Origin of the sequence: Mucilaginibacter xinganensis (genome assembly GCF_002257585.1) — a bacterium.
GTDB lineage: Bacteria > Bacteroidota > Bacteroidia > Sphingobacteriales > Sphingobacteriaceae > Mucilaginibacter > Mucilaginibacter xinganensis.
Genome location: NZ_CP022743.1, coordinates 3455328 through 3473743, shown reverse-complemented (window position 1 = coordinate 3473743; position 18416 = coordinate 3455328). Strand labels below are relative to the sequence as shown.

At 35.3% G+C, this 18416-nt stretch carries 17 protein-coding genes and 1 pseudogene; all 18 read left to right on the top strand.

The features are described from left to right. Positions 1–22: 22 nt before the first annotated feature. The 18 genes and pseudogenes from MuYL_RS15245 to MuYL_RS15155 all read left to right on the top strand — a co-directional run bounded on the left by MuYL_RS15245 (position 23) and on the right by MuYL_RS15155 (position 18182). A complete protein-coding gene (locus tag MuYL_RS15245; RefSeq protein WP_094571390.1) occupies positions 23–1327 on the top strand; it encodes a nucleotide sugar dehydrogenase in 1305 nt (434 codons plus the stop codon). 159 nt (positions 1328–1486) lie between these two features. Continuing rightward, positions 1487–2359, top strand: coding sequence for an N-acetylneuraminate synthase family protein (locus MuYL_RS15240; RefSeq protein WP_094571389.1), 873 nt, complete (start codon positions 1487–1489; stop codon positions 2357–2359). Then, positions 2356–3507 (top strand): acylneuraminate cytidylyltransferase, encoded by a 1152-nt coding sequence (locus MuYL_RS15235; RefSeq protein WP_094571388.1) that lies wholly within the window; start codon positions 2356–2358, stop codon positions 3505–3507. The genes MuYL_RS15240 and MuYL_RS15235 overlap by 4 nt, the downstream gene beginning before the upstream one ends. A gap of 11 nt (positions 3508–3518) precedes the next feature. Then, entirely contained in the window at positions 3519–4016 is a 498-nt protein-coding gene (locus MuYL_RS23805) for an acyltransferase (RefSeq protein WP_094571387.1), read from the top strand. After that, positions 4017–5417, top strand: a complete 1401-nt coding sequence (locus MuYL_RS15225) for a lipopolysaccharide biosynthesis protein (protein ID WP_094571386.1) — start codon at positions 4017–4019, stop codon at positions 5415–5417. A 4-nt stretch (positions 5418–5421) separates the two neighbouring features. Further along, complete coding sequence (locus MuYL_RS15220) at positions 5422–6870, top strand: hypothetical protein (RefSeq protein WP_094571385.1); 1449 nt, start codon at positions 5422–5424, stop codon at positions 6868–6870. A 9-nt stretch (positions 6871–6879) separates the two neighbouring features. Then, a complete protein-coding gene (locus tag MuYL_RS15215; RefSeq protein WP_094571384.1) occupies positions 6880–7575 on the top strand; it encodes a CatB-related O-acetyltransferase in 696 nt (231 codons plus the stop codon). A gap of 303 nt (positions 7576–7878) precedes the next feature. Beyond that, complete coding sequence (locus MuYL_RS15210; RefSeq protein WP_157740866.1) at positions 7879–8817, top strand: glycosyltransferase family 4 protein; 939 nt, start codon at positions 7879–7881, stop codon at positions 8815–8817. A gap of 15 nt (positions 8818–8832) precedes the next feature. Continuing rightward, positions 8833–9411 (top strand): acyltransferase, encoded by a 579-nt coding sequence (locus MuYL_RS23800; protein WP_094571382.1) that lies wholly within the window; start codon positions 8833–8835, stop codon positions 9409–9411. A 7-nt stretch (positions 9412–9418) separates the two neighbouring features. Beyond that, positions 9419–10582, top strand: a complete 1164-nt coding sequence (locus MuYL_RS15200; protein ID WP_094571381.1) for a glycosyltransferase — start codon at positions 9419–9421, stop codon at positions 10580–10582. A gap of 397 nt (positions 10583–10979) precedes the next feature. Continuing rightward, the gene (locus MuYL_RS15190; RefSeq protein ID WP_157740864.1) at positions 10980–11861 is read left to right on the top strand and encodes a hypothetical protein; all 882 of its coding nucleotides are present in this window, start codon (positions 10980–10982) and stop codon (positions 11859–11861) included. A gap of 57 nt (positions 11862–11918) precedes the next feature. Further along, complete coding sequence (locus tag MuYL_RS15185; RefSeq protein WP_094571378.1) at positions 11919–12842, top strand: glycosyltransferase; 924 nt, start codon at positions 11919–11921, stop codon at positions 12840–12842. A gap of 437 nt (positions 12843–13279) precedes the next feature. Beyond that, a pseudogene (locus MuYL_RS23885) lies at positions 13280–13459 on the top strand (DapH/DapD/GlmU-related protein); the annotation flags it as partial. Continuing rightward, positions 13443–14060: an acyltransferase gene (locus tag MuYL_RS15175; RefSeq protein WP_094571376.1), complete on the top strand. Its 618-nt coding sequence runs from the start codon at positions 13443–13445 to the stop codon at positions 14058–14060. The pseudogene MuYL_RS23885 and the gene MuYL_RS15175, both read left to right, overlap by 17 nt. 61 nt (positions 14061–14121) lie before the next feature. After that, a complete protein-coding gene (locus MuYL_RS15170) occupies positions 14122–15060 on the top strand; it encodes a hypothetical protein (protein ID WP_094571375.1) in 939 nt (312 codons plus the stop codon). Positions 15061–15242: 182 nt separating this feature from the next. Beyond that, complete coding sequence (locus tag MuYL_RS15165; protein ID WP_094571374.1) at positions 15243–16151, top strand: NAD-dependent epimerase/dehydratase family protein; 909 nt, start codon at positions 15243–15245, stop codon at positions 16149–16151. Next, complete coding sequence (locus MuYL_RS15160; RefSeq protein ID WP_094571373.1) at positions 16124–17266, top strand: glycosyltransferase family 4 protein; 1143 nt, start codon at positions 16124–16126, stop codon at positions 17264–17266. Before MuYL_RS15165 ends, MuYL_RS15160 begins: the two co-directional genes overlap by 28 nt. A 127-nt stretch (positions 17267–17393) precedes the next feature. Further along, positions 17394–18182, top strand: a complete 789-nt coding sequence (locus MuYL_RS15155) for a glycosyltransferase family 2 protein (RefSeq protein WP_094571372.1) — start codon at positions 17394–17396, stop codon at positions 18180–18182. Positions 18183–18416: the final 234 nt, after the last annotated feature.

Here is an 18416-nt window from a genome sequence, read left to right as displayed (position 1 = left end):
TGAGATTTGTACTCCGGCAAAAATGGTGGATTTAGATAGATTAAAATATTCGAGAATAGGTGTTGTTGGTTTAGGGTATGTTGGGTTGCCATTAGCGGTTGAGCTTTCAAAAAAATATGTTGTGGTTGGTTTTGATATTAGTGTATCAAGAATTAAGGAACTTAACAATAATTATGACCGGACGTTAGAGATTAACCGCGAGATACTTCAAATGGTTAATAATGCGTCAAATGACAGGATAACTGGATTACATTGCACTAACACTATTGAGGATATAAGAGACTGTAATATTTTTATTATTACTGTACCAACACCTGTTAATGATGACTACCGCCCCGATTTAACATTATTGTACAAAGCATGCGAGACTATTGGAAGCGTGTTAAAAAAGGGAGATATTGTTATATTCGAATCAACTGTATACCCCGGCGCGACTGAAGAAGAATGTGTGCCGATATTGCAAAAAACATCAGGATTAACTTACAACGTTGATTTTTTTGCTGGTTATTCTCCCGAAAGAATTAACCCTGGCGATAAGGAACACACCGTTTCAAAGATAATGAAGGTAACCTCCGGATCTACACCGGAAGTGGCGGAATTCGTTGATCAGCTTTATCAAACTGTAATTACAGCAGGAACATTTAAAGCAAGCAGTATTAAGGTAGCTGAAGCCTCAAAAGTAATAGAAAATACCCAGAGGGATATTAATATAGCTTTTGTAAATGAGCTAAGTAAAATATTTGGACTAATTGGAGTGGATACCAACGATGTGCTCAAAGCGGCCGGTACAAAGTGGAATTTTCTGAGGTTTAAACCCGGATTAGTAGGGGGCCATTGCATTGGAGTAGCGCCCTATTACATAGCGCAAAAAGCGATAGATGCCGGTTATAATCCGGAATTTATTCTAGCTGGCCGCAGGCTTAATAATAGCATGGGGCTTTATGTGGCCGATGAGGTTACTAAGCTAATGTTACGTAAAGGGCTGCATTTAGCAAAAAGTAAAGTTTTGATCCTGGGTTTCACATTTAAAGAAAACTGTCCGGACATCAGAAATACGAGGGTAATTGATATTATAAAACAATTGGAAACGTATCATTTGGATGTTGTTTTACATGATCCATGGGCTGACCCGGGGGAAGTACAGGAAGTTTATGGGATATCGTGCAGTAATAAACTGCCGGATGGTGAAAGATTTGACGCGGTTATTTTAGCAGTGGCTCATAAGGAATTTGAAATGATAAATATTCGTGATTACGTTAATGATGAATCTGTAGTTTACGACGTAAAGGGCGTACTATCAACTGATTTCGCCGACGCCAGGTTATAGTTAAATTGATTTGACGTTAAAAAACTATCAAGAATAAAAGGTAGCTACAAGTAGATATGCTAACAAATATTAAATACTATTTAAATAAATAATAATTAAATTAGCTCAACTAGTAAGCTGCCGAAACAAAAACAAACACACTTTAACAACAAAGACATTATGGAATATAAAAAACCAAAGGTTATTGCCGAAATAGGATGCAACCACAAAGGCGAATATGAAATAGCTATTGAACTCTTAAGTTTGGCTAAAGAGTGCGGAGCTGATGTGGCAAAGTTCCAAAAAAGGAATAATAAAGAGTTGTTAACAGAGGATCAGTATAATGCTCCACATCCAAATCCATCAAATTCATATGGAAGCACTTATGGAGAACATAGGGAGTATTTGGAGTTTTCTGTAGAACAACATAAAGGCTTGAAAGAACATTGTGATAAAATCGGGCTGGAATATTCTACGTCTGTTTGGGATGTAACATCAGCCAGGGAAATGATTTCATTTAAGCCAGGCTTGTTAAAAGTTCCATCGGCATGTAATAGCCATTTCGAGATGCTTGCCGTGTTGAGAGATGAATATGAAGGAGAAGTTCACCTTTCGTTCGGCATGACCAATAGGGATGAAGAAAGAAAAATTGTTGAATTTTTTGAAGAAACTGATCAGGCAAAGGGAAGATTGATTATTTATTCTTGCACATCAGGATACCCCGTACCTTTTAAAGATGTTTGCCTTTTGGAGATCTCGAGGTTGAAAGATGAATATGGTGATAGGGTAAAAGATATCGGATTTTCTGGTCACCATCTGGGGATTGCTATTGATAACGCCGCTTTTACTTTAGGCGCTACCTGGATTGAAAGACATTTTACCAAAGACCGTACCTGGAAGGGGACTGATCACGCTGCTTCATTAGAACCTACAGGACTTAAAAAGTTATGCAGGGATCTTAAAGCAACTTATGAGGCTTTGGGTTACAAAGGTGAAGAGATATTAGATATAGAAAAGGTACAAAGAGAGAAGTTAAAATTTAGAAAACAATGAGTACACTTGCTTTTATACCTGTAAGGGGCGGAAGCAAATCAATACCATTAAAAAATATAAAATCATTTTGTGGTAAACCGTTAGTTTACTGGACAGTTAAAGCCGCTCATGAAGCTGTAGGTATTGATGAAGTGATAGTTGCCACAGATAGTGATGAAATAGCTGAGGCTGTTTCCGGTTTTGGTTTTGAGAGCGTGAGAATTTATAAAAGATCTGCTGAAAACTCCAGCGATAACTCCTCTACTGAGAGTGTTATGCTGGAGTATATTCAGAAATTAAAGATAGATAAAAACGATACGTTCATACTCATCCAGGCCACCTCTCCTTTGTTGGTAAGCACTGATCTGGAGAAGGGCCTGGCCTTGTCTTCAAACGCCGCTTCTGTGCTGTCATGTGTTAAGAGTAAACGGTTCTACTGGACTGGCGACGCAAATCCGGTTAACTACGACTTTATGAACAGGCCGAGACGACAGGATTTTGACGGCCTTTTTATGGAGAACGGAGCCTTTTATATCAGTAAAATAAAAGATATTTTACAAACGAAAAACCGAATTTCCGGAAAAATAGCTATTTGCGAAATGCCGGAGTATACCGGTGTGGAGATAGACGAGGAGGCCGATTGGATTATTGCAGAATCGTTGATGAAACGATTTGTTTTACAAAAAGAGCGGGCGCGGTTGAAAAATATTAAGCTTTTTGTAACGGATGTTGACGGTGTTTTAACTGATGCCGGGATGTACTATTCTGAAAATGGTGATGAACTAAAAAAGTTTAATACGCACGACGGAATGGCCTTTCAACTGCTCAGAGATCAAAATATAAAAACAGCTATTGTTACTTCTGAAATTACAAAGCTTGTTGAAAAGAGGGCAGCGAAATTAAAAGTGGACCACTTATACCAGGGGAAAAAGCATGGAGGCAAATTAAGTGCTGTATTAGAAATTTGTGACAAAGAAAATATAAGCCTTTCAGAAGTTGCATACATCGGTGACGATATAAATTGTTTCCAGTTGTTGAGTGAAGTGGGGGTGGCAGCTTGCCCTAATAATGCGTTGTCAAAAATTAAGAACATCCCTGGTATCATAAAGCTAAGTTTAAACGGGGGGGAAGGTGTCGTTAGAGAATTTGCCGAATTGATTTTGGATTGAAAAATCACTATATGCTGAAGAAAATTGCACTTAAAATATTTGACAAACTTCTTGAATATCATGATGCGAACTATTATCAGTCATTAAGAAGAAAATATAATATAGCTCCAGATTTTAGGTTTAACGGGAAGCATGTCCAAATATATGGCAACGGCAAAATATCAACCGGAAAAAATAGCTATATAGGGTCATTCTCAACAATTCAATTGCATGAAGATTGCGAAGTAATCATTGGCGATAATTGTAGAATTAGTCATAACGTTAGAATATATACGTCAAGCCCTGAGCCAGATCAGGATTTTAATGACCTCACATCACTTAAAATCAAAAGAGGTGATGTGGTAATTGGAAATGGTGTTTGGATTGGTGTTAACGTTTTTATAAATCCAGGTGTTAGGATCGGAAATAACGCTGTTGTAGGAGCAAATAGTGTCGTTACAAAAGATATTGACGAAAATACAATTGCAGGTGGCGTCCCCGCTAAAGTGATAAGGGTTAAAAAAGACTAAATGCTAAAAAAGCTATTTTCACATACTGCTATATACGGACTTGCGCCACAAGTTTCAAAAATTGCCGGGTTCCTGGCTTTGCCACTAATTACTAAGCAACTTACATCTGTTGATTATGGCGTGTACGGGTTACTTACTGCTTACACCACAGCTATTTCAATTTTAGCTATTTTAGGTCTCCGTTTGGTTTTAGTTAATAGCTTTTATCATTCGCCAAAACAGTTTAAATGGTATTGGCGTCAGCTTTACGGTTTTTTAAATATTTGGAATGTTTTTTTTGGGGCTCTGCTGGGGCTCCTTATTTACGCAATTATCCCAGTTGAGGCGGCTTCGAACACCTGGAAAATAGTTTTACTTAATATCGGCCCGGTTGTGTTTTTTGGGCAAACATCTTTGTTAGGACTAACTTATTATCAGCTTAAGCAACAGCCTATGCAAATAGCCGCAAGAAGTATCTTTTTTGGCTTTTTGTCTGTTGGCCTGAATGTGCTGCTGATAGCCCACTTTAAAATGGGCTATATGGGTTGGTTTTGGAGTAATTTTATTACAGGAGTTTTAACCAATGCCTCTTATTGGTATCCGCTTAATATCCGTTTAAAATTCACGCCTATCTATAATTTTAAATGGAGGCTGATCAAGAGAGCGCTAAAGGTGAGTATGCCTGTTATACCTCATCATTATTCGTCGTATTTGCTTGATAGCTCGGACAAGGTGATTATGAACTTTTATAAAGTTACAACCGGTGATATCGGTAAATATAATGTCGCTTATAGTATTGGCAATATGTTTTCCGCCTTAGGTGTGGCGGGAGGCTATGCTATTGGCCCTTTAATGAACGAAAAATATAAAAAAGATGATGACAAAGGTGCCCGTAACCTGGTGTTTATATTACAGCTAGCTTTTTTTTACACTTCATTTATTGCCTGCATTTGGATGAAAGAGGTTTTTCATTTAATGATAAGGAATCGTGAATTAAGCCAAATGTATCCGCTGGGCATTGTGATAGCAATGTCATACAATTACAGGCCCATTTATATGGGCGCAGTAAGTAAACTTTTTTACAAGGAAAAAACAACATTCTTATGGAAACTTACTTTAACTGCCGGATTGATAAACGTAGTGCTTAACTTAATCCTGATCCCTTTTTATGGTTATCAAATCGCGGCTTACACAACTTTTGCCGCATTTATGTATATGGCTTATGCCGGTTACTATTATAAAGTTTTTAACGAAATAAATAAAGTAAAATATTACCAGGCTTACTGGTTGATTAGCACTTTAGTGCTTACTGTTGCAGCCTATTATATTGTAGAATTAAATATCTATATTAAAGCTTCGGTATCAGTTGGATATTCTGTTATAATAGGATTGCTGCTTTTAAAATTCAGCAGGGAGATTTAGCGATATGGAGTTTGATAAAAGAGAAAAATTAATTGGTTTTTTAAAAAGGATTGAAAGAACTTACCCCATAGATAAATGGACGCATAACGGCATTAATCTTTGGCCGGTTATTAAGATCAGTATATTTTTCATCAACTACAGCGCAATAAAAACTGCTAAATCGGCAACGCTTAAATCGAGAATGGTTTCAGTTTTTAAATCATTGAAGCTGGATGCACTTTATTCATTTTATTGGTTCAAAAAAATAAAGGTTAACGAAGCTAAATATGTTTTTTCAGGTTTTTCACGCCATAGAGTAATGTGGAAAGAATCCTTCTATAACAGGTATTTTGATCCAATGATGGATTATATAGATGAAGTACAGGGTGAGAAAAGCATTATTTTGGAATACGATAACAAGATAGAGAAAAGCTATTATAAACCTGAGCGGGTTCATTACCCCGTTAGGTTGTTTCACTATTTCAATTTTACTACAAAAAAAGTAAAATTTGAATATCAACAATTAGAACGTTTTGACGAATTACTGGCAGAAATAAAACAGGAAACCGATGTTGATACTGAAAAGTTAATTTCCAGGATCTCAGCTGAATTAACAGGTGTTAGTAGCTGGAAGTCGCTTTGGGCATATTTACTGGCGCAGATTAAACCCAGTTATGTATTCGTTTTATGTTATTACAATAGCCCCATGTATGGGTTGATACTGGCTGCCCGTGAGAAAGGAATAAAAACAATTGATATGCAACATGGTGGTCAGGGACCATTTCATTCTGCCTACAACTACGAGAGAATAACAGGAAATAAATGGGACCTTTTCCCGGATTATTTTTGGACATGGGATAGGTCTTCTGCCGACAATATCGAAAAATTCACTAAAAACACTTCGCATTTGTCATTCCTGGGAGGGAATCCCTGGATAGCATATCTAAGGGATCAAAATTTTGAATTAACAAAAAACGGTAAGAAAATTATAATTTACACATTACAAACTAATTTTGTTCCTGTTTTACATTCCTATATTATTGATGCTATAAAAGAATCGACCGGCGATTATGTTTGGTGGCTACGCCTGCATCCGCGTATGGCCGAAAGTGAAATAAATGAACTCCATCAAACCCTCAAAAACGAAAATATCAATGATAAAGTTGAAGTAGAGAGGGCCACAGCACTGCCGTTACCTGTAATTTTATCTAATTGTGTGGCACATGTTTCTCATTTTTCAGGAAGTGTTGTTGAGGCTGCGTTAATGAATGTGGCTGTTAATATTGTGATGGGCGACATTGGAAAGAAGTTTTTTAAAGAGGTTATTGATCAGGACGAGGCTTTATTTTTTGATACCAATGCTGACACAAACCTATTTGCATTTATAAAGGAGCATGAAAAGGCAAATTTAAAACGAGGAAACGGACGAGATGAGGAAATAAATTATAAACACGGCCTTCAGTACTTTAATTAATTTATTACGATGAAGCACTTTTTTAACAAATTGAAGTTTTATATTTATTATAAGTTTTTGCGTTTCAATATAATATCTGTTACCAAAAATTCTGTAATATCAACGTCGGCCAAGTTGAAAAAGGTGTTGATAAATGGTAATGTAACTATAGATGACGATGTGATTTTGCAGGCCGGGGTTACCATCAATTGCAGCTCCAAAATATCTATAGGTAGGTTTACCGTCATTAATGGTCCCAATACAGATTTTTATGCCGCTATAAATCCTATTAACATCGGATCGTTTTGCAGCGTCGCCAGAAATGTGTCATTTCAGGAGTTTTCACATTACACAGACAGGATTACTACACATTTAATCTTAAAACATATTTTTAAGAAGCAAAATAAGGATATCACTTCAAAAGGCGCTATTACTGTTGGTAACGACGTTTGGATAGGAGCTCATTCTGTTGTTTTATCAGGCGTAACGATTGGTAATGGAGCGGTAATAGCGAGTAATAGCGTAGTAACTAAAAATGTACCTCCTTACGCAATTGCCGGCGGCTCGCCAGCAACTGTAATACGCTACAGGTTTGACGAAGAAACAATTTCGCTTTTAGAGGGAATAAGATGGTGGGACTGGAGTATTGAAAAGATAAAAAACAACGAAGATATCTTTTCCGACTCGTTGGGGAACATAAAGGAGAGGTTAAAGCAACTAATATAACTGGTAAAAACAGACGCTAACGTAACTTTTGCTTTTTCCGATCTTAAAAGGAAATAACATAAATACTAACCCCAGGTAATGGCTAATAAAGAAAATGTAAAAACAAATATCTTATTCGTGCATCATGCAGGTGGGTTTGGAGGTGCGCCGAAAAGTATGAGTTACATTATAAAAAATTTAGATGTTAACAGGTATAATGCAACTTTAATAAATATAGTAAAAGGTCCGGTTAACGAATTTTTTGAAAATATTCCGGTTAAATTAATAGTAAACAATAAAATAAAGGCTTTTCACGGATCTACTGTGGTTGAAAAAAGCCTTAAGCTTTTTATTTATAATTGGGTGTATTTAATTCCCAGTGTGTTGCGGGCAACTAAGATAATTAACAAGTTAAAACCTGACCTTATTCATCTAAATTCGACCTGTTTATTCGCTTTTTCAATTGCAGCCAGGCTAAGCCGGGTTAATCCAAGAGTAATATGTCATGTACGTGAACCGTTAAGAAAAGGATTATGGGGAGCTCCGCTAAGGTTTTTCTGTAAAAAAAATGTGGATGGGTTTATCGGCATCAGTCAATTTGATCTCGGGTCGTTAAATATTTCAAATTCAAATTCAAATCAAAGGATTAAGACTAAATTGATCTATAATTTTGTAAATATAGATGAGTATTCCCCTGGTATTTCTAAAAATACGCTGCGTAAAAAATTAAATATAAAAGCCGGAGAAATAGTTTTTCTATACATGGCGCGCTTTGCAAAAAGTAATGGTTGGGAGTTTCTGATTGAGAGAGCTAAGGAAATGGTTATTGAACACCCAAACTTTCATTTCGTGCTTTTGGGGTCGTCTGCAAAACAGGCAGAGGAAATTGCAGCGCCAGGTAATGTTCACATAGAACAATTTACAAATGAGGTAATCGATATTCTGTGGGATGCAGATGTATTTGTTTGCCCGTTTATTGAACCGCATTTCGCGAGAGGCGTGATAGAAGCATCTGCTGTTGGGTTGCCTATTTTGGCATCACAAATAGGCGGCGTTGATGAATTGGTTAAAGATGGAGTTACTGGCTTTTTATATAACAACCCAAAGCAGTTTAATAACTATGCTATCCAATTGGGTAATAATATTGAGTTGAGGGCCCAGCTTGGTAAGAACGGGCGGTTATTTGCTGAAGAATGTTTTGAGCAGACGAAAAATTTGAAAGAGACATACGAATTCTACAATGAAATATTAACTGACAAATAGTTTGCTAAGATATTTATGGAAAGGTTAATTGATTTATTTTATAAGACTTACAACATCATAAAATTTAGGATGGCCGGCGTTTCATTTGGCAAGGCACTAAGGGTTAGTGGAAGTATGAAGTTAAGCGTTGGAAAAAACAGTGCAATTACCATTGGTGATAATTTTCAGCTAATCAGCGGCAGGATGTATAATTCAATAGGGCGAAATATTAAGAGTTGCTTAAGGGCTGATGATCAATCTAAAATAGTTATAGGCAAGGGAGTCGGTATGAGTAATGTATGCGTGTGGGCAAAGGTTAGTATAGAGATAGGTGATTATGTTAAAATAGGAGCCGATACTATTATTGTTGACTCTGATATGCATTCATTAAACTACCTGGAGCGACGAAATCAGCAAACAGATGCTGTTAATGCTAAAAAGAGACCTGTTAAAATAGGGAATGACGTTTTTATAGGCACCAGGTCGATCATTAATAAAGGGGTAACCATCGGTGACAGAGCAATAATTGCGGCAGGTAGTGTTGTTACCGCTAATGTGCCAGCTGATGAAATATGGGGCGGAAATCCAGCAGTATTTATAAGAAAGTCAGAATAGTATTGATATGAAAAAGCTTTTTTATAATCTTCGTCTTACCGGCCATCATTCAGAATATGTCGGGCATTTGATAGATTATCTAGGTCTAAATAAAGATGATAACAGATATATCTTCGTATTACACCCGGAATTTTCAAATAAATTTCCGCAAATTGCTGATAAAGCCAAACAAATTGAAAATGTAACCTGGATAACTGTCACCGCCGATGAATATAGAAGCATAGAGGGGGGGGGGATGTTAAAAAAAACCTTTTCAGAATATCAGTTAATGAATAGGTATGCTGTTGATAATAAAGTAGATGCCGTTTGTCTTTTATATTTTAACACTTTCCAGCTGGCGTGTGTTTTTTACAGACCAAGCTATAGTATAAGCGGTATATTATTTTTGCAATTTTTCAGAATGGAACAGTCCGGCTTAAGAGAGCGGATTAAATATTATAGGAAATACTTAACAACATTAGGTTATTCAATAAATCCGAAAATTAAAAGCGTGTTTATATTAAACGATGCTAAGGCGGGTAAATATCTTAACAACACTTTTAAAACCGCTATTTTCAAAATGCTGCCCGATCCTATACCAGAATTGTTACCAATGGGAAATTTCGATATTTACGCTCATTATAACATTGAGCGTGGGAGGAAAATCTTTCTTCATATTGGCGGATTATGTGACAGGAAGGGAACATTTGAAATTATAGATGCGGCTCAATTTATTACCGGCGAAAACCAGGCTAAGGTTGCAATCCTGCTGGTGGGCAAGCCGGCCAGCGACAACACGGGTGAAATAATAGCGACAAAGATAAAGGATGCTGAAAATAATACTAAAGTACAGGTTATTTGGGATAATAAATTTATTTCAAATCCAATGATGAAAAGTATTTTTGACCAATCTGCTGTTGTATTGATTCCTTATAAAAACACAGAAGCGTCCAGCGGCATCCTCGGGCATGCAATTGCAGCTAATAAAAACGTGATAGCTACCGGCAAAGGTTTAATAAAGGAGTTAATAGAAGAAAATAATTTCGGAGTGCTTATAAAAGAGGTAACTCCTGGTGAAATTGCATCTAAAATAGAATCATTTTTACCTTTACAATCAGATACCCATTTTTCATCAGCGTTTTTGAAAGCGCACACGCCACAAGAATTTGCGGAATTAGTTATCTTAAATTAAATAAATATTGGAAAATAATTTAAAAATAAAGTCCGTAGCCAAAAAGGCAAATATGCGAACAAACTTGCTGATTTTGGGCTTGTTTTTCCAGGTTTGGGCCATCAACGGGTTTTTTGTAGGCGGAAATAAGCTTAAACTAGCTTTATTGGGAATGGGGTTTATGCTAATCATAACCACAGTATTCACTTTGCCGAAAGGGGTTAAGTTTATACGGTTTACTTTTATTTCGTTTGTGTTGTTTTTGTCGTATTTGTTTATTGCCATTTTGTCCAATTCTAATACAACCGATAAATTGACGGTTGTATTCGATATAGTCTGCTTCTTTCTGCTGTTGTCGGGATATCTTATGGTAAATAATCTGAAATACTTTAGTCAGGCAAGCCCTAAAATAATAGTAATGATTACTTTGCTTACAGTGCTGGGGGTGTTTATGTACCTTAAATATCAGTCTGTTTTAAATGAAAGTAATTTAAACAGCAGATCGGTGGTCGAAACTGGGAACGACAGTGATATTAATGCCATTGGTTTGGCTTATACAAATTCAGTAATTTTCTTCATCCTTTACTATTTTTTAATTTATTACGATTTGAAAAAATGGTTGCGATGGTTTGTGATTTTAAGTATGGCCAGTACTATATTTCTGATATTTTCTACTCAATCAAGGGGAGCGCTTATCTACATCACCCTGATTTTGATTATAAATAATTTTTATCGGCTTAAGTCGATGAAAAATATTTTGAAGTTTGTAGTTTATTTCATTGGATTTATTTTTGTGGTGATAATATTCTATTTCCAGGTAGTTAAATCGATACCCGCTCTGCAAGCTAAGGTTGACGGCGCTATTGACAGATTTGGCTTATTATCAAAAGTAGCAAATAAGGGCGATGCTAAAGCCGATCAGTCAGCTTATCAGCGAACGCTTTACATCCAGGATTTTTATAACAATTTAAAAGATATTATATTTTTTGGGAAGGAAAATTATAAGCCTTACCCGCACAATCAATTCCTGGAAATTATTATGCGATGGGGAATCTTTTTTGGAATGCCATTGTTGTTTGTTTCGATTGGTTGTTTTTTTAAATCAGTCAGGGTATTAATGCGCGGAACAACAGTAAATCCTTTTATTAACATGGTAATACTGCTGTTTTCATTTGCTTTTTTACAATCCTTGAGCAGTATGTCTTTAGATGTAAACAGGATTCTTTGGTTTGGCCTCGGATTTATTGTGGGATTACCCAGTATCTACAAATTAACTAAAAAGAAGGTAGTGCTGCGTTAAAAGATTTTTTTCGTATTAACTATCATTTGATAATTATTGTTAATAAACTGTTTTATAATGAATCTGGCTCCTGTAATAGTATTTGCTTATAATCGTCCGCATTATCTTGAAGAAACATTGCTGGCTTTAAAATGCAATAAAGAAACAAAAGAAAGCGACTTGTTTATTTACTGCGACGGACCTAAAATTACGGCAGACGAGAATACGCTTGCTTTAATTAAACAAGTAAGGCAGCTTGCTCACCAAATAAGCTGGGCTAAAAATGTGTACGTCGTTGAAGCAGAGGGTAACAAAGGCTTATCCAGGTCTGTTATCACGGGGGTTACCGAAGTTGTTAATAAATACGGCAGGGTTATTGTGCTGGAAGATGATCTGGTAGTTGGGCCTCATTTTTTGCAGTATATGAATGATGCATTGGAAAAGTATGATGGGGAGACAGAAGTAGCATCAATTAGCGGGCATAACTTCCCGATAAGTAACGAATTTAATAAAGAAACGTTATTTCTTAGGTCAGCCACAACGTGGGGTTGGGCTACGTGGAAAGGGAGCTGGGATTTATTTAATCCCGATGCTGAAGAGTTAATGAATTTGATCAATGAGCAAGGTTTGGTATACGAGTTTGATTTTAATGGCACTTATCCATTCTACAGCCTGCTAAAAAAGGTAAAAAATGGGAAAATTAGTTCATGGGGCGTATGTTGGTATGCAAGCATTTTTCTGAATAAAAAGCTGACACTGTTTCCGTTTGTTTCAATGGTGAAGAATATCGGAATGGTAGGAACAAATATCAATTCAGACAGCACCAGGTTTTTAGGCGACAGTTACTATAATGGTACTATTGCGGAATTTGAACATGTGATTAAAGAAAATCCTGCTTTTAGGGCAGCATTGATAGCTCATTTTAAAGCAAACAAGGGGAAAGTATTTACACTGGTTAATTTGAAAAAAGTTTTTTCAAAACTTATTAAAAAAACTATTTGAGGATGAAGCAATTATTTTTTTTATTAAACAGGTTGATAATTAAAGGACTTTCTATAATAACCACAATTTCAAATAAAAGTCAGATAACCTATTCAGGCAAAGTAACATTTGGGCATAAGGCTAGTGTATTTAATATTCAAAAGGATAAAAGCAAAATTGAAATTGATGAAAACTCTCATATAAAAGGTGAATTAACGGTTTACAAGCATGGCGGACGGATAAAAATTGGAAAATATTGCTTTGTAGGGGAAAATACTAAAATCTGGTCAGCAAAAAATATATCAATAGGAGATCGCGTTCTTATAGCTCATAATGTTAATATTCACGATTGTAATGATCATCCTATAGATGCTAATGAAAGACATCAGCATTATAAAAGCATATTGACGACCGGGCATGCGGATGATATAGCGCTTAACGAGAAAGAGATAATTATTGGAGATGATGTATGGATTGGTTTTAATTCAACCATTTTAAAAGGGGTGACAATTGGCCAGGGAGCAATAGTTGGTGCTTGCAGCGTAGTTACAAAAGATATACCGGCTCACACCATCGTAGCAGGAAACCCTGCAAGAATTATAAAATCAATTGTCGAGCGAAATGAACAAGATAGTTAATTATTTATTAAACAGGATTTTAGGAGTTACTAAAAGATATAGCGCGGTTTTACAGGCAGGCGACAGTAAATTTTTACCTAATTTTTCGATAAATAAAAATCGATCGACCAGCTTACAAGAGCATAAAGTTGTTATCGGCGATAAATGTTTGTTGGGAGTATCGGTTTTTCTTGAAACACCGGAGGCTAAAGTTGAAATTGGAGATAGGGTTTACATGGGAAATTCGTCCATTATTGCCAAAACAGGCATTATTTTAGGTAATGATATAATGGTGGCATGGGGTGTTACGTTTTATGACCACGATTCGCATTCACTTAATTATAAAGACAGAGATATGGATATTCAACAAACTTATGCTGATTATTTAAGCGAGAAAGGGAATTATTTAAAAAATAAAAAATGGGACGTTGTTAATTCGAAACCAATTAAAATAGAAGATCATGCCTGGATAGGTGCCGAGTCAATGATTCTAAAGGGTGTTACAGTTGGTGTAGGAGCTATTGTTGGTGCCAGGAGCGTTGTTACAAAAGATGTTCCACCTTTCTGCATCGTTGCAGGTAATCCGGCTAAAATTGTCAGGCAGCTAGAAAATAATTTGTAAATTACTGCAAGAATTACAGAGATAATTTAAAAATATATTTATTCAAACAAAATCAAAAAAAATGAAATTAGTTAAAACCCCTCTTAAAAGATTAAGTTTTGTCTTGTTAAATGTCGCCGCTTTTTCACTCACTTTAAGTTGTTCAGTTAGGGCGCAAAGCAATAACCAAAAGTTATACGTTTCTATTACAGATGTTAGCCCTTCAGTTAAAACATTCTTTGATAGTAATGACATAAAAGCGGTATATACATTTAACATCGTTGGCGATAGCTATCAATCAGTTGATACTGAAAAATTAGCCACTGAAATAAAAAAACGGTATCCGAATGCTTCTGATAGTGGGATTGGTGCACTCGATTGGGAGGGCAAGCTATTGAGCTCTCTTGTAAGTTTACCTGGCGGCAGGCCGGAATTTCAATCTGCCCTTAATTCTTACATAACGATGATACAAATGGCAAAAACACTAAGACCAAATGTAAAATGGGGATATTATGCAGTGCCTTTTTCAAGGTATTACAATAGGAGTAAACTGGGTGACGATTTAAGTAAGATTGAACCTTTACTTAAAGAGTGTGATGTGTTTTTCCCTTCTTTTTATCAAAACTATAAAGACGGAAGTATTGGAAGAGATGACAATGAAAAGTTCGCTTTTGAAAATTTAAATGCTATTTTACCTGTTGCCCAACGAATGCATAAGCCTGTATTGCCATTCGTTTGGTATCGCTATCACGTTAGTAACCGAAATATTGGCTTGCAGTTAATCCCCAGCGACGAATTTGAAAAGTATTTAAATTCGATATTATCAGTTAATTACAATGGTAAAAAAGTTTCAGGGCTGGTTTGCTGGAGTGTAGATAGCTATTATTTTAAAAAGAAATCAAAACCACTGCTTGATGAGATGAGCGTAACGGGTGGTCAGGATTTTGACAGCTATCATGATGCATTAGTTACCAAATATACCAGCGGCATGTTGAGATTAATGAAAAGGAAAAATCAGTAATTCATCAGAATTGAAATTCATGTCAGCTTATATAGACAATATTTTTTTCGGGTTGTTTATATAAGTTGATATAATAAATGCAAAATATTATTGATTTTTGCTTTATTTTTGTTATTATTGAACTAATTGTTATTCGTGCCTGCGAATTTCATATTTATATGAAAACTTGATAAACATATTGAATGAAAATAATTGTTATTGGTTCCCAAGGTTTTATCGGTTCAAACGCGTGCAGATATTTCAATGAAAATGGGAATCAAACCTGGGGCTGCGGTGTGTCAGAAAATGTTGATGATCCTAATTATTTCCAGGTTGAACGCTTTTTCCCTGACTACAACAATATTTTTAAGTTACGGCAATTTGATATCTGTATTAATGCATCAGGATCACCAGGAGTGGGTTTCTCAATGGAACATCCGCAGGATGACTTTCGGATGAACGTAACAAATGTTTACGCACTGGTGAATGCAATAAGGCTCTACAACCCCGAATGCAAGCTTATTAACCTTTCAAGTGCGGCCGTTTATGGTAATGCAGAAAAGTTACCGCTTACAGAAAGAGCTGATTTGAAGCCACTTTCGCCTTATGGTTTTCATAAAATGCTCACTGAGCAGGTAGTAAATGAGTTTCACCAAATTTATGGAATTGCAACATGCTCTTTCCGTATTTTTTCCGCTTACGGGCCGGGGATAAAAAAACAATTGCTTTGGGATATATACCAAAAAGCTATTGAAAGTAAAGATGGTTATGTAAACCTTTTTGGTAAAGGAAATGAAACCAGAGATTTTATTTTTATAGAAGATTTATTAGATGCAATTAATTTGGTGATAAATAAAGGTTTATTTAATGGCGACGTGTTTAACTTGGGCTCAGGTAGCGAAACATCTGTGGAAACGGTAGCTTCTACTTTTTTAAACATCATTAATCCATCGCTACAAGTAAAATTTAATGGAATTCAAAAACACGGCGATCCATTATTTTGGAAAGCAGACATAGGCAAATTGGCGTCATTAGGTTTTATTCCGGCAACACCCCTTGAGTCCGGGCTTAAGAGATATTTTAAATGGATAGAAAAGGAAAAAAGCAAATAGGGATTTTATTAGTTTCGAATGATATTGGTGTTGTTTATTATCTATTAAGTATTGTTAAAGCTATAGGGTATTTATCGGAAGATAAGAGACCCCAAATAATATTGTTATACGCTGATAATTGTAAAAAATTTCTTGATCTGTTTCAATATGAATTTTTGGTTTATAAAGAAGTCGATTACAATAAAAATAAAAAGAGTAAATTTTTACTTTCATTTTTCTTACGGAAAAATTTATTTGTTGAATCAATAACAAAATTCCATAAGTTAGATGGTATTTTCCCTTTAATGGATATACCGGTTAGATCAAATGAATCGGAGTGTAAAGTAGTATCCTGGATTCCTGATTTTCAGCATAAATTTTATCCGCGCTTTTTCTCAAGGAAAAATCTTTTTCTACGCGAAACGCGGTTCAAGCAGATTATTGATAAATCTAATGCACTAATATTATCAAGCGAAGATGCATATAGCCATTTAAAAAAATTCTATAGCGTTGACAATAGTAAAATCAAGGTAAATGTAATGCCATTCGTTTCGATGATAAAGGATTTTGGGCTGACTGATTTCGATATCTTAAAAAAAAAATACGACATAACTACCCCATATTTTCTGGTTTCCAATCAATTTTACGCGCACAAAAATCATATCATCGTTCTTAAAGCGATAGTTGAGTTAAAGAAATTAGGAATGATCTTTACGGTTTTTTTTACCGGGAAGACAGATGATTATCGTAATCCGTTGTTTTATAGTAGTTTAACCGACTATATAGCCAGCAATGATATAGCTTCACATGCTAAAATATTAGGTGTAATTCCAAGAGAGGATCAATTAGGGTTACTCAAAAACGCCCTTGCTATTATCCAGCCAAGTAAATTTGAAGGATGGAGTACAATTATCGAAGATGCAAAAACGCTTCAAAAGCAAATCATATGTTCAAATATTGAAGTGCACTTGGAGCAGTTGGGAGAAAATGCATTTTATTTTAATCCGGATTCGGTAGAAGAGTTGTCAGAAAAAATTGTTATGTTTTTGCAAAACAAAAGCGAGTTAAAGCCTGTTTTTGACAACTACCACGAAAGAATTGAAAAATTTGCCAATGAGTTTTTGAATGCATTTTGAGATAAGATTTGCATTTTAATGTTATTCCCTACGTCCTTATTTTCGTTATTTCGCATGAGGGACTAAATGATGAGCACGATAATCATTTATTTAAAAAACAATTTTTACAGTCTTAATATATAAGCGGATGAAGGATATAAATAAATCCGACAATAATTTGAATCACAAAACAACATCTATTTCAATAATCACTGTATGTTATAATAGCGAAGCTACTATTGAGCGGACCATAAAGTCGGTACTACTGCAAGACTACACTCCAATAGAATATATTATAATTGATGGCAATTCAAAAGATGGAACACTGGAAATTATAAAAAAATATCGGAAGAACATAACCAAGGTTATTTCTGAACCTGATAAAGGGATATATGATGCCATGAATAAAGGGATTGAATTGGCAAGCGGTGAAATCATCGGAATCCTCAATTCTGATGATATTTATACTTCTGACACAATCATATCTGAAATTGTCGGGCAATTTGTTAAAAGAGATATTCAGTTACTTTATGGTAATATCACATTCTTTAAAAACAACCCCAATAAAGCTATTCGTACCTGGGTAACTAAGCCTTATTATGAAGGCTTTTTTGAGCATGGGGAGGTAGCTCCACATCCATCTCTATTTGTAAAAAAGGAAGTTTATAATAAAATCGGAACGTACCAATCTGATTTTAAAATCACATCAGACTATGAGTTCATGTTGAGGGCATTGCGGATAAATAATTATAAATCATACCATTTTAATAAATTTATAGTAAACATGCAAATGGGCGGAGAGAGTACCAAAAGTATCAAAAATATTATGCAGGGGAATAAAGAGATAACTATTTCATGGAAAATTAATGGCATCTCGCCTCCTATTTATTTTTGGCCATTGCGCATTTATAAAAAGATAAAGCAGTATTTTAGTTAAGGTGCGGAAATTCTGGTAAGCAAATTGAGGCGCAAAGAAGTAATAAGATCTAAAAATATATTTTGTTAAATTAAGTTTTTAGAATTTCTGCATATGCCACTTTCTGCAAATGGGAGGCTCACTTTATCGAAATAATTTGAACAAATAAATATAAAATATAATTAACGATAAGATATTATTTTTAATAATTAATATTTGCCGGGTATTTTGATGTTATGATATCGTAAGTAATTA

Excerpts from the sequence above, each read along its gene's own strand:
- MuYL_RS15245 (WP_094571390.1), top strand. The coding sequence starts at position 23 with ATGGTGGATTTAGATAGATTAAAATATTCGAGAATAGGTGTTGTTGGT.
- MuYL_RS15225 (WP_094571386.1), top strand. The coding sequence starts at position 4,017 with ATGCTAAAAAAGCTATTTTCACATACTGCTATATACGGACTTGCGCCA.
- MuYL_RS23805 (WP_094571387.1), top strand. The coding sequence starts at position 3,519 with ATGCTGAAGAAAATTGCACTTAAAATATTTGACAAACTTCTTGAATAT.
- MuYL_RS15185 (WP_094571378.1), top strand. The coding sequence starts at position 11,919 with ATGAATCTGGCTCCTGTAATAGTATTTGCTTATAATCGTCCGCATTAT.
- MuYL_RS15155 (WP_094571372.1), top strand. The coding sequence starts at position 17,394 with ATGAAGGATATAAATAAATCCGACAATAATTTGAATCACAAAACAACA.
- MuYL_RS15215 (WP_094571384.1), top strand. The coding sequence starts at position 6,880 with ATGAAGCACTTTTTTAACAAATTGAAGTTTTATATTTATTATAAGTTT.
- MuYL_RS15240 (WP_094571389.1), top strand. The coding sequence starts at position 1,487 with ATGGAATATAAAAAACCAAAGGTTATTGCCGAAATAGGATGCAACCAC.
- MuYL_RS23800 (WP_094571382.1), top strand. The coding sequence starts at position 8,833 with ATGGAAAGGTTAATTGATTTATTTTATAAGACTTACAACATCATAAAA.
- MuYL_RS15160 (WP_094571373.1), top strand. The coding sequence starts at position 16,124 with ATGGATAGAAAAGGAAAAAAGCAAATAGGGATTTTATTAGTTTCGAAT.
- MuYL_RS15220 (WP_094571385.1), top strand. The coding sequence starts at position 5,422 with ATGGAGTTTGATAAAAGAGAAAAATTAATTGGTTTTTTAAAAAGGATT.
- MuYL_RS15200 (WP_094571381.1), top strand. The coding sequence starts at position 9,419 with ATGAAAAAGCTTTTTTATAATCTTCGTCTTACCGGCCATCATTCAGAA.
- MuYL_RS15235 (WP_094571388.1), top strand. The coding sequence starts at position 2,356 with ATGAGTACACTTGCTTTTATACCTGTAAGGGGCGGAAGCAAATCAATA.
- MuYL_RS15165 (WP_094571374.1), top strand. The coding sequence starts at position 15,243 with ATGAAAATAATTGTTATTGGTTCCCAAGGTTTTATCGGTTCAAACGCG.
- MuYL_RS15170 (WP_094571375.1), top strand. The coding sequence starts at position 14,122 with ATGAAATTAGTTAAAACCCCTCTTAAAAGATTAAGTTTTGTCTTGTTA.
- MuYL_RS15190 (WP_157740864.1), top strand. The coding sequence starts at position 10,980 with ATGATTACTTTGCTTACAGTGCTGGGGGTGTTTATGTACCTTAAATAT.
- MuYL_RS15175 (WP_094571376.1), top strand. The coding sequence starts at position 13,443 with ATGAACAAGATAGTTAATTATTTATTAAACAGGATTTTAGGAGTTACT.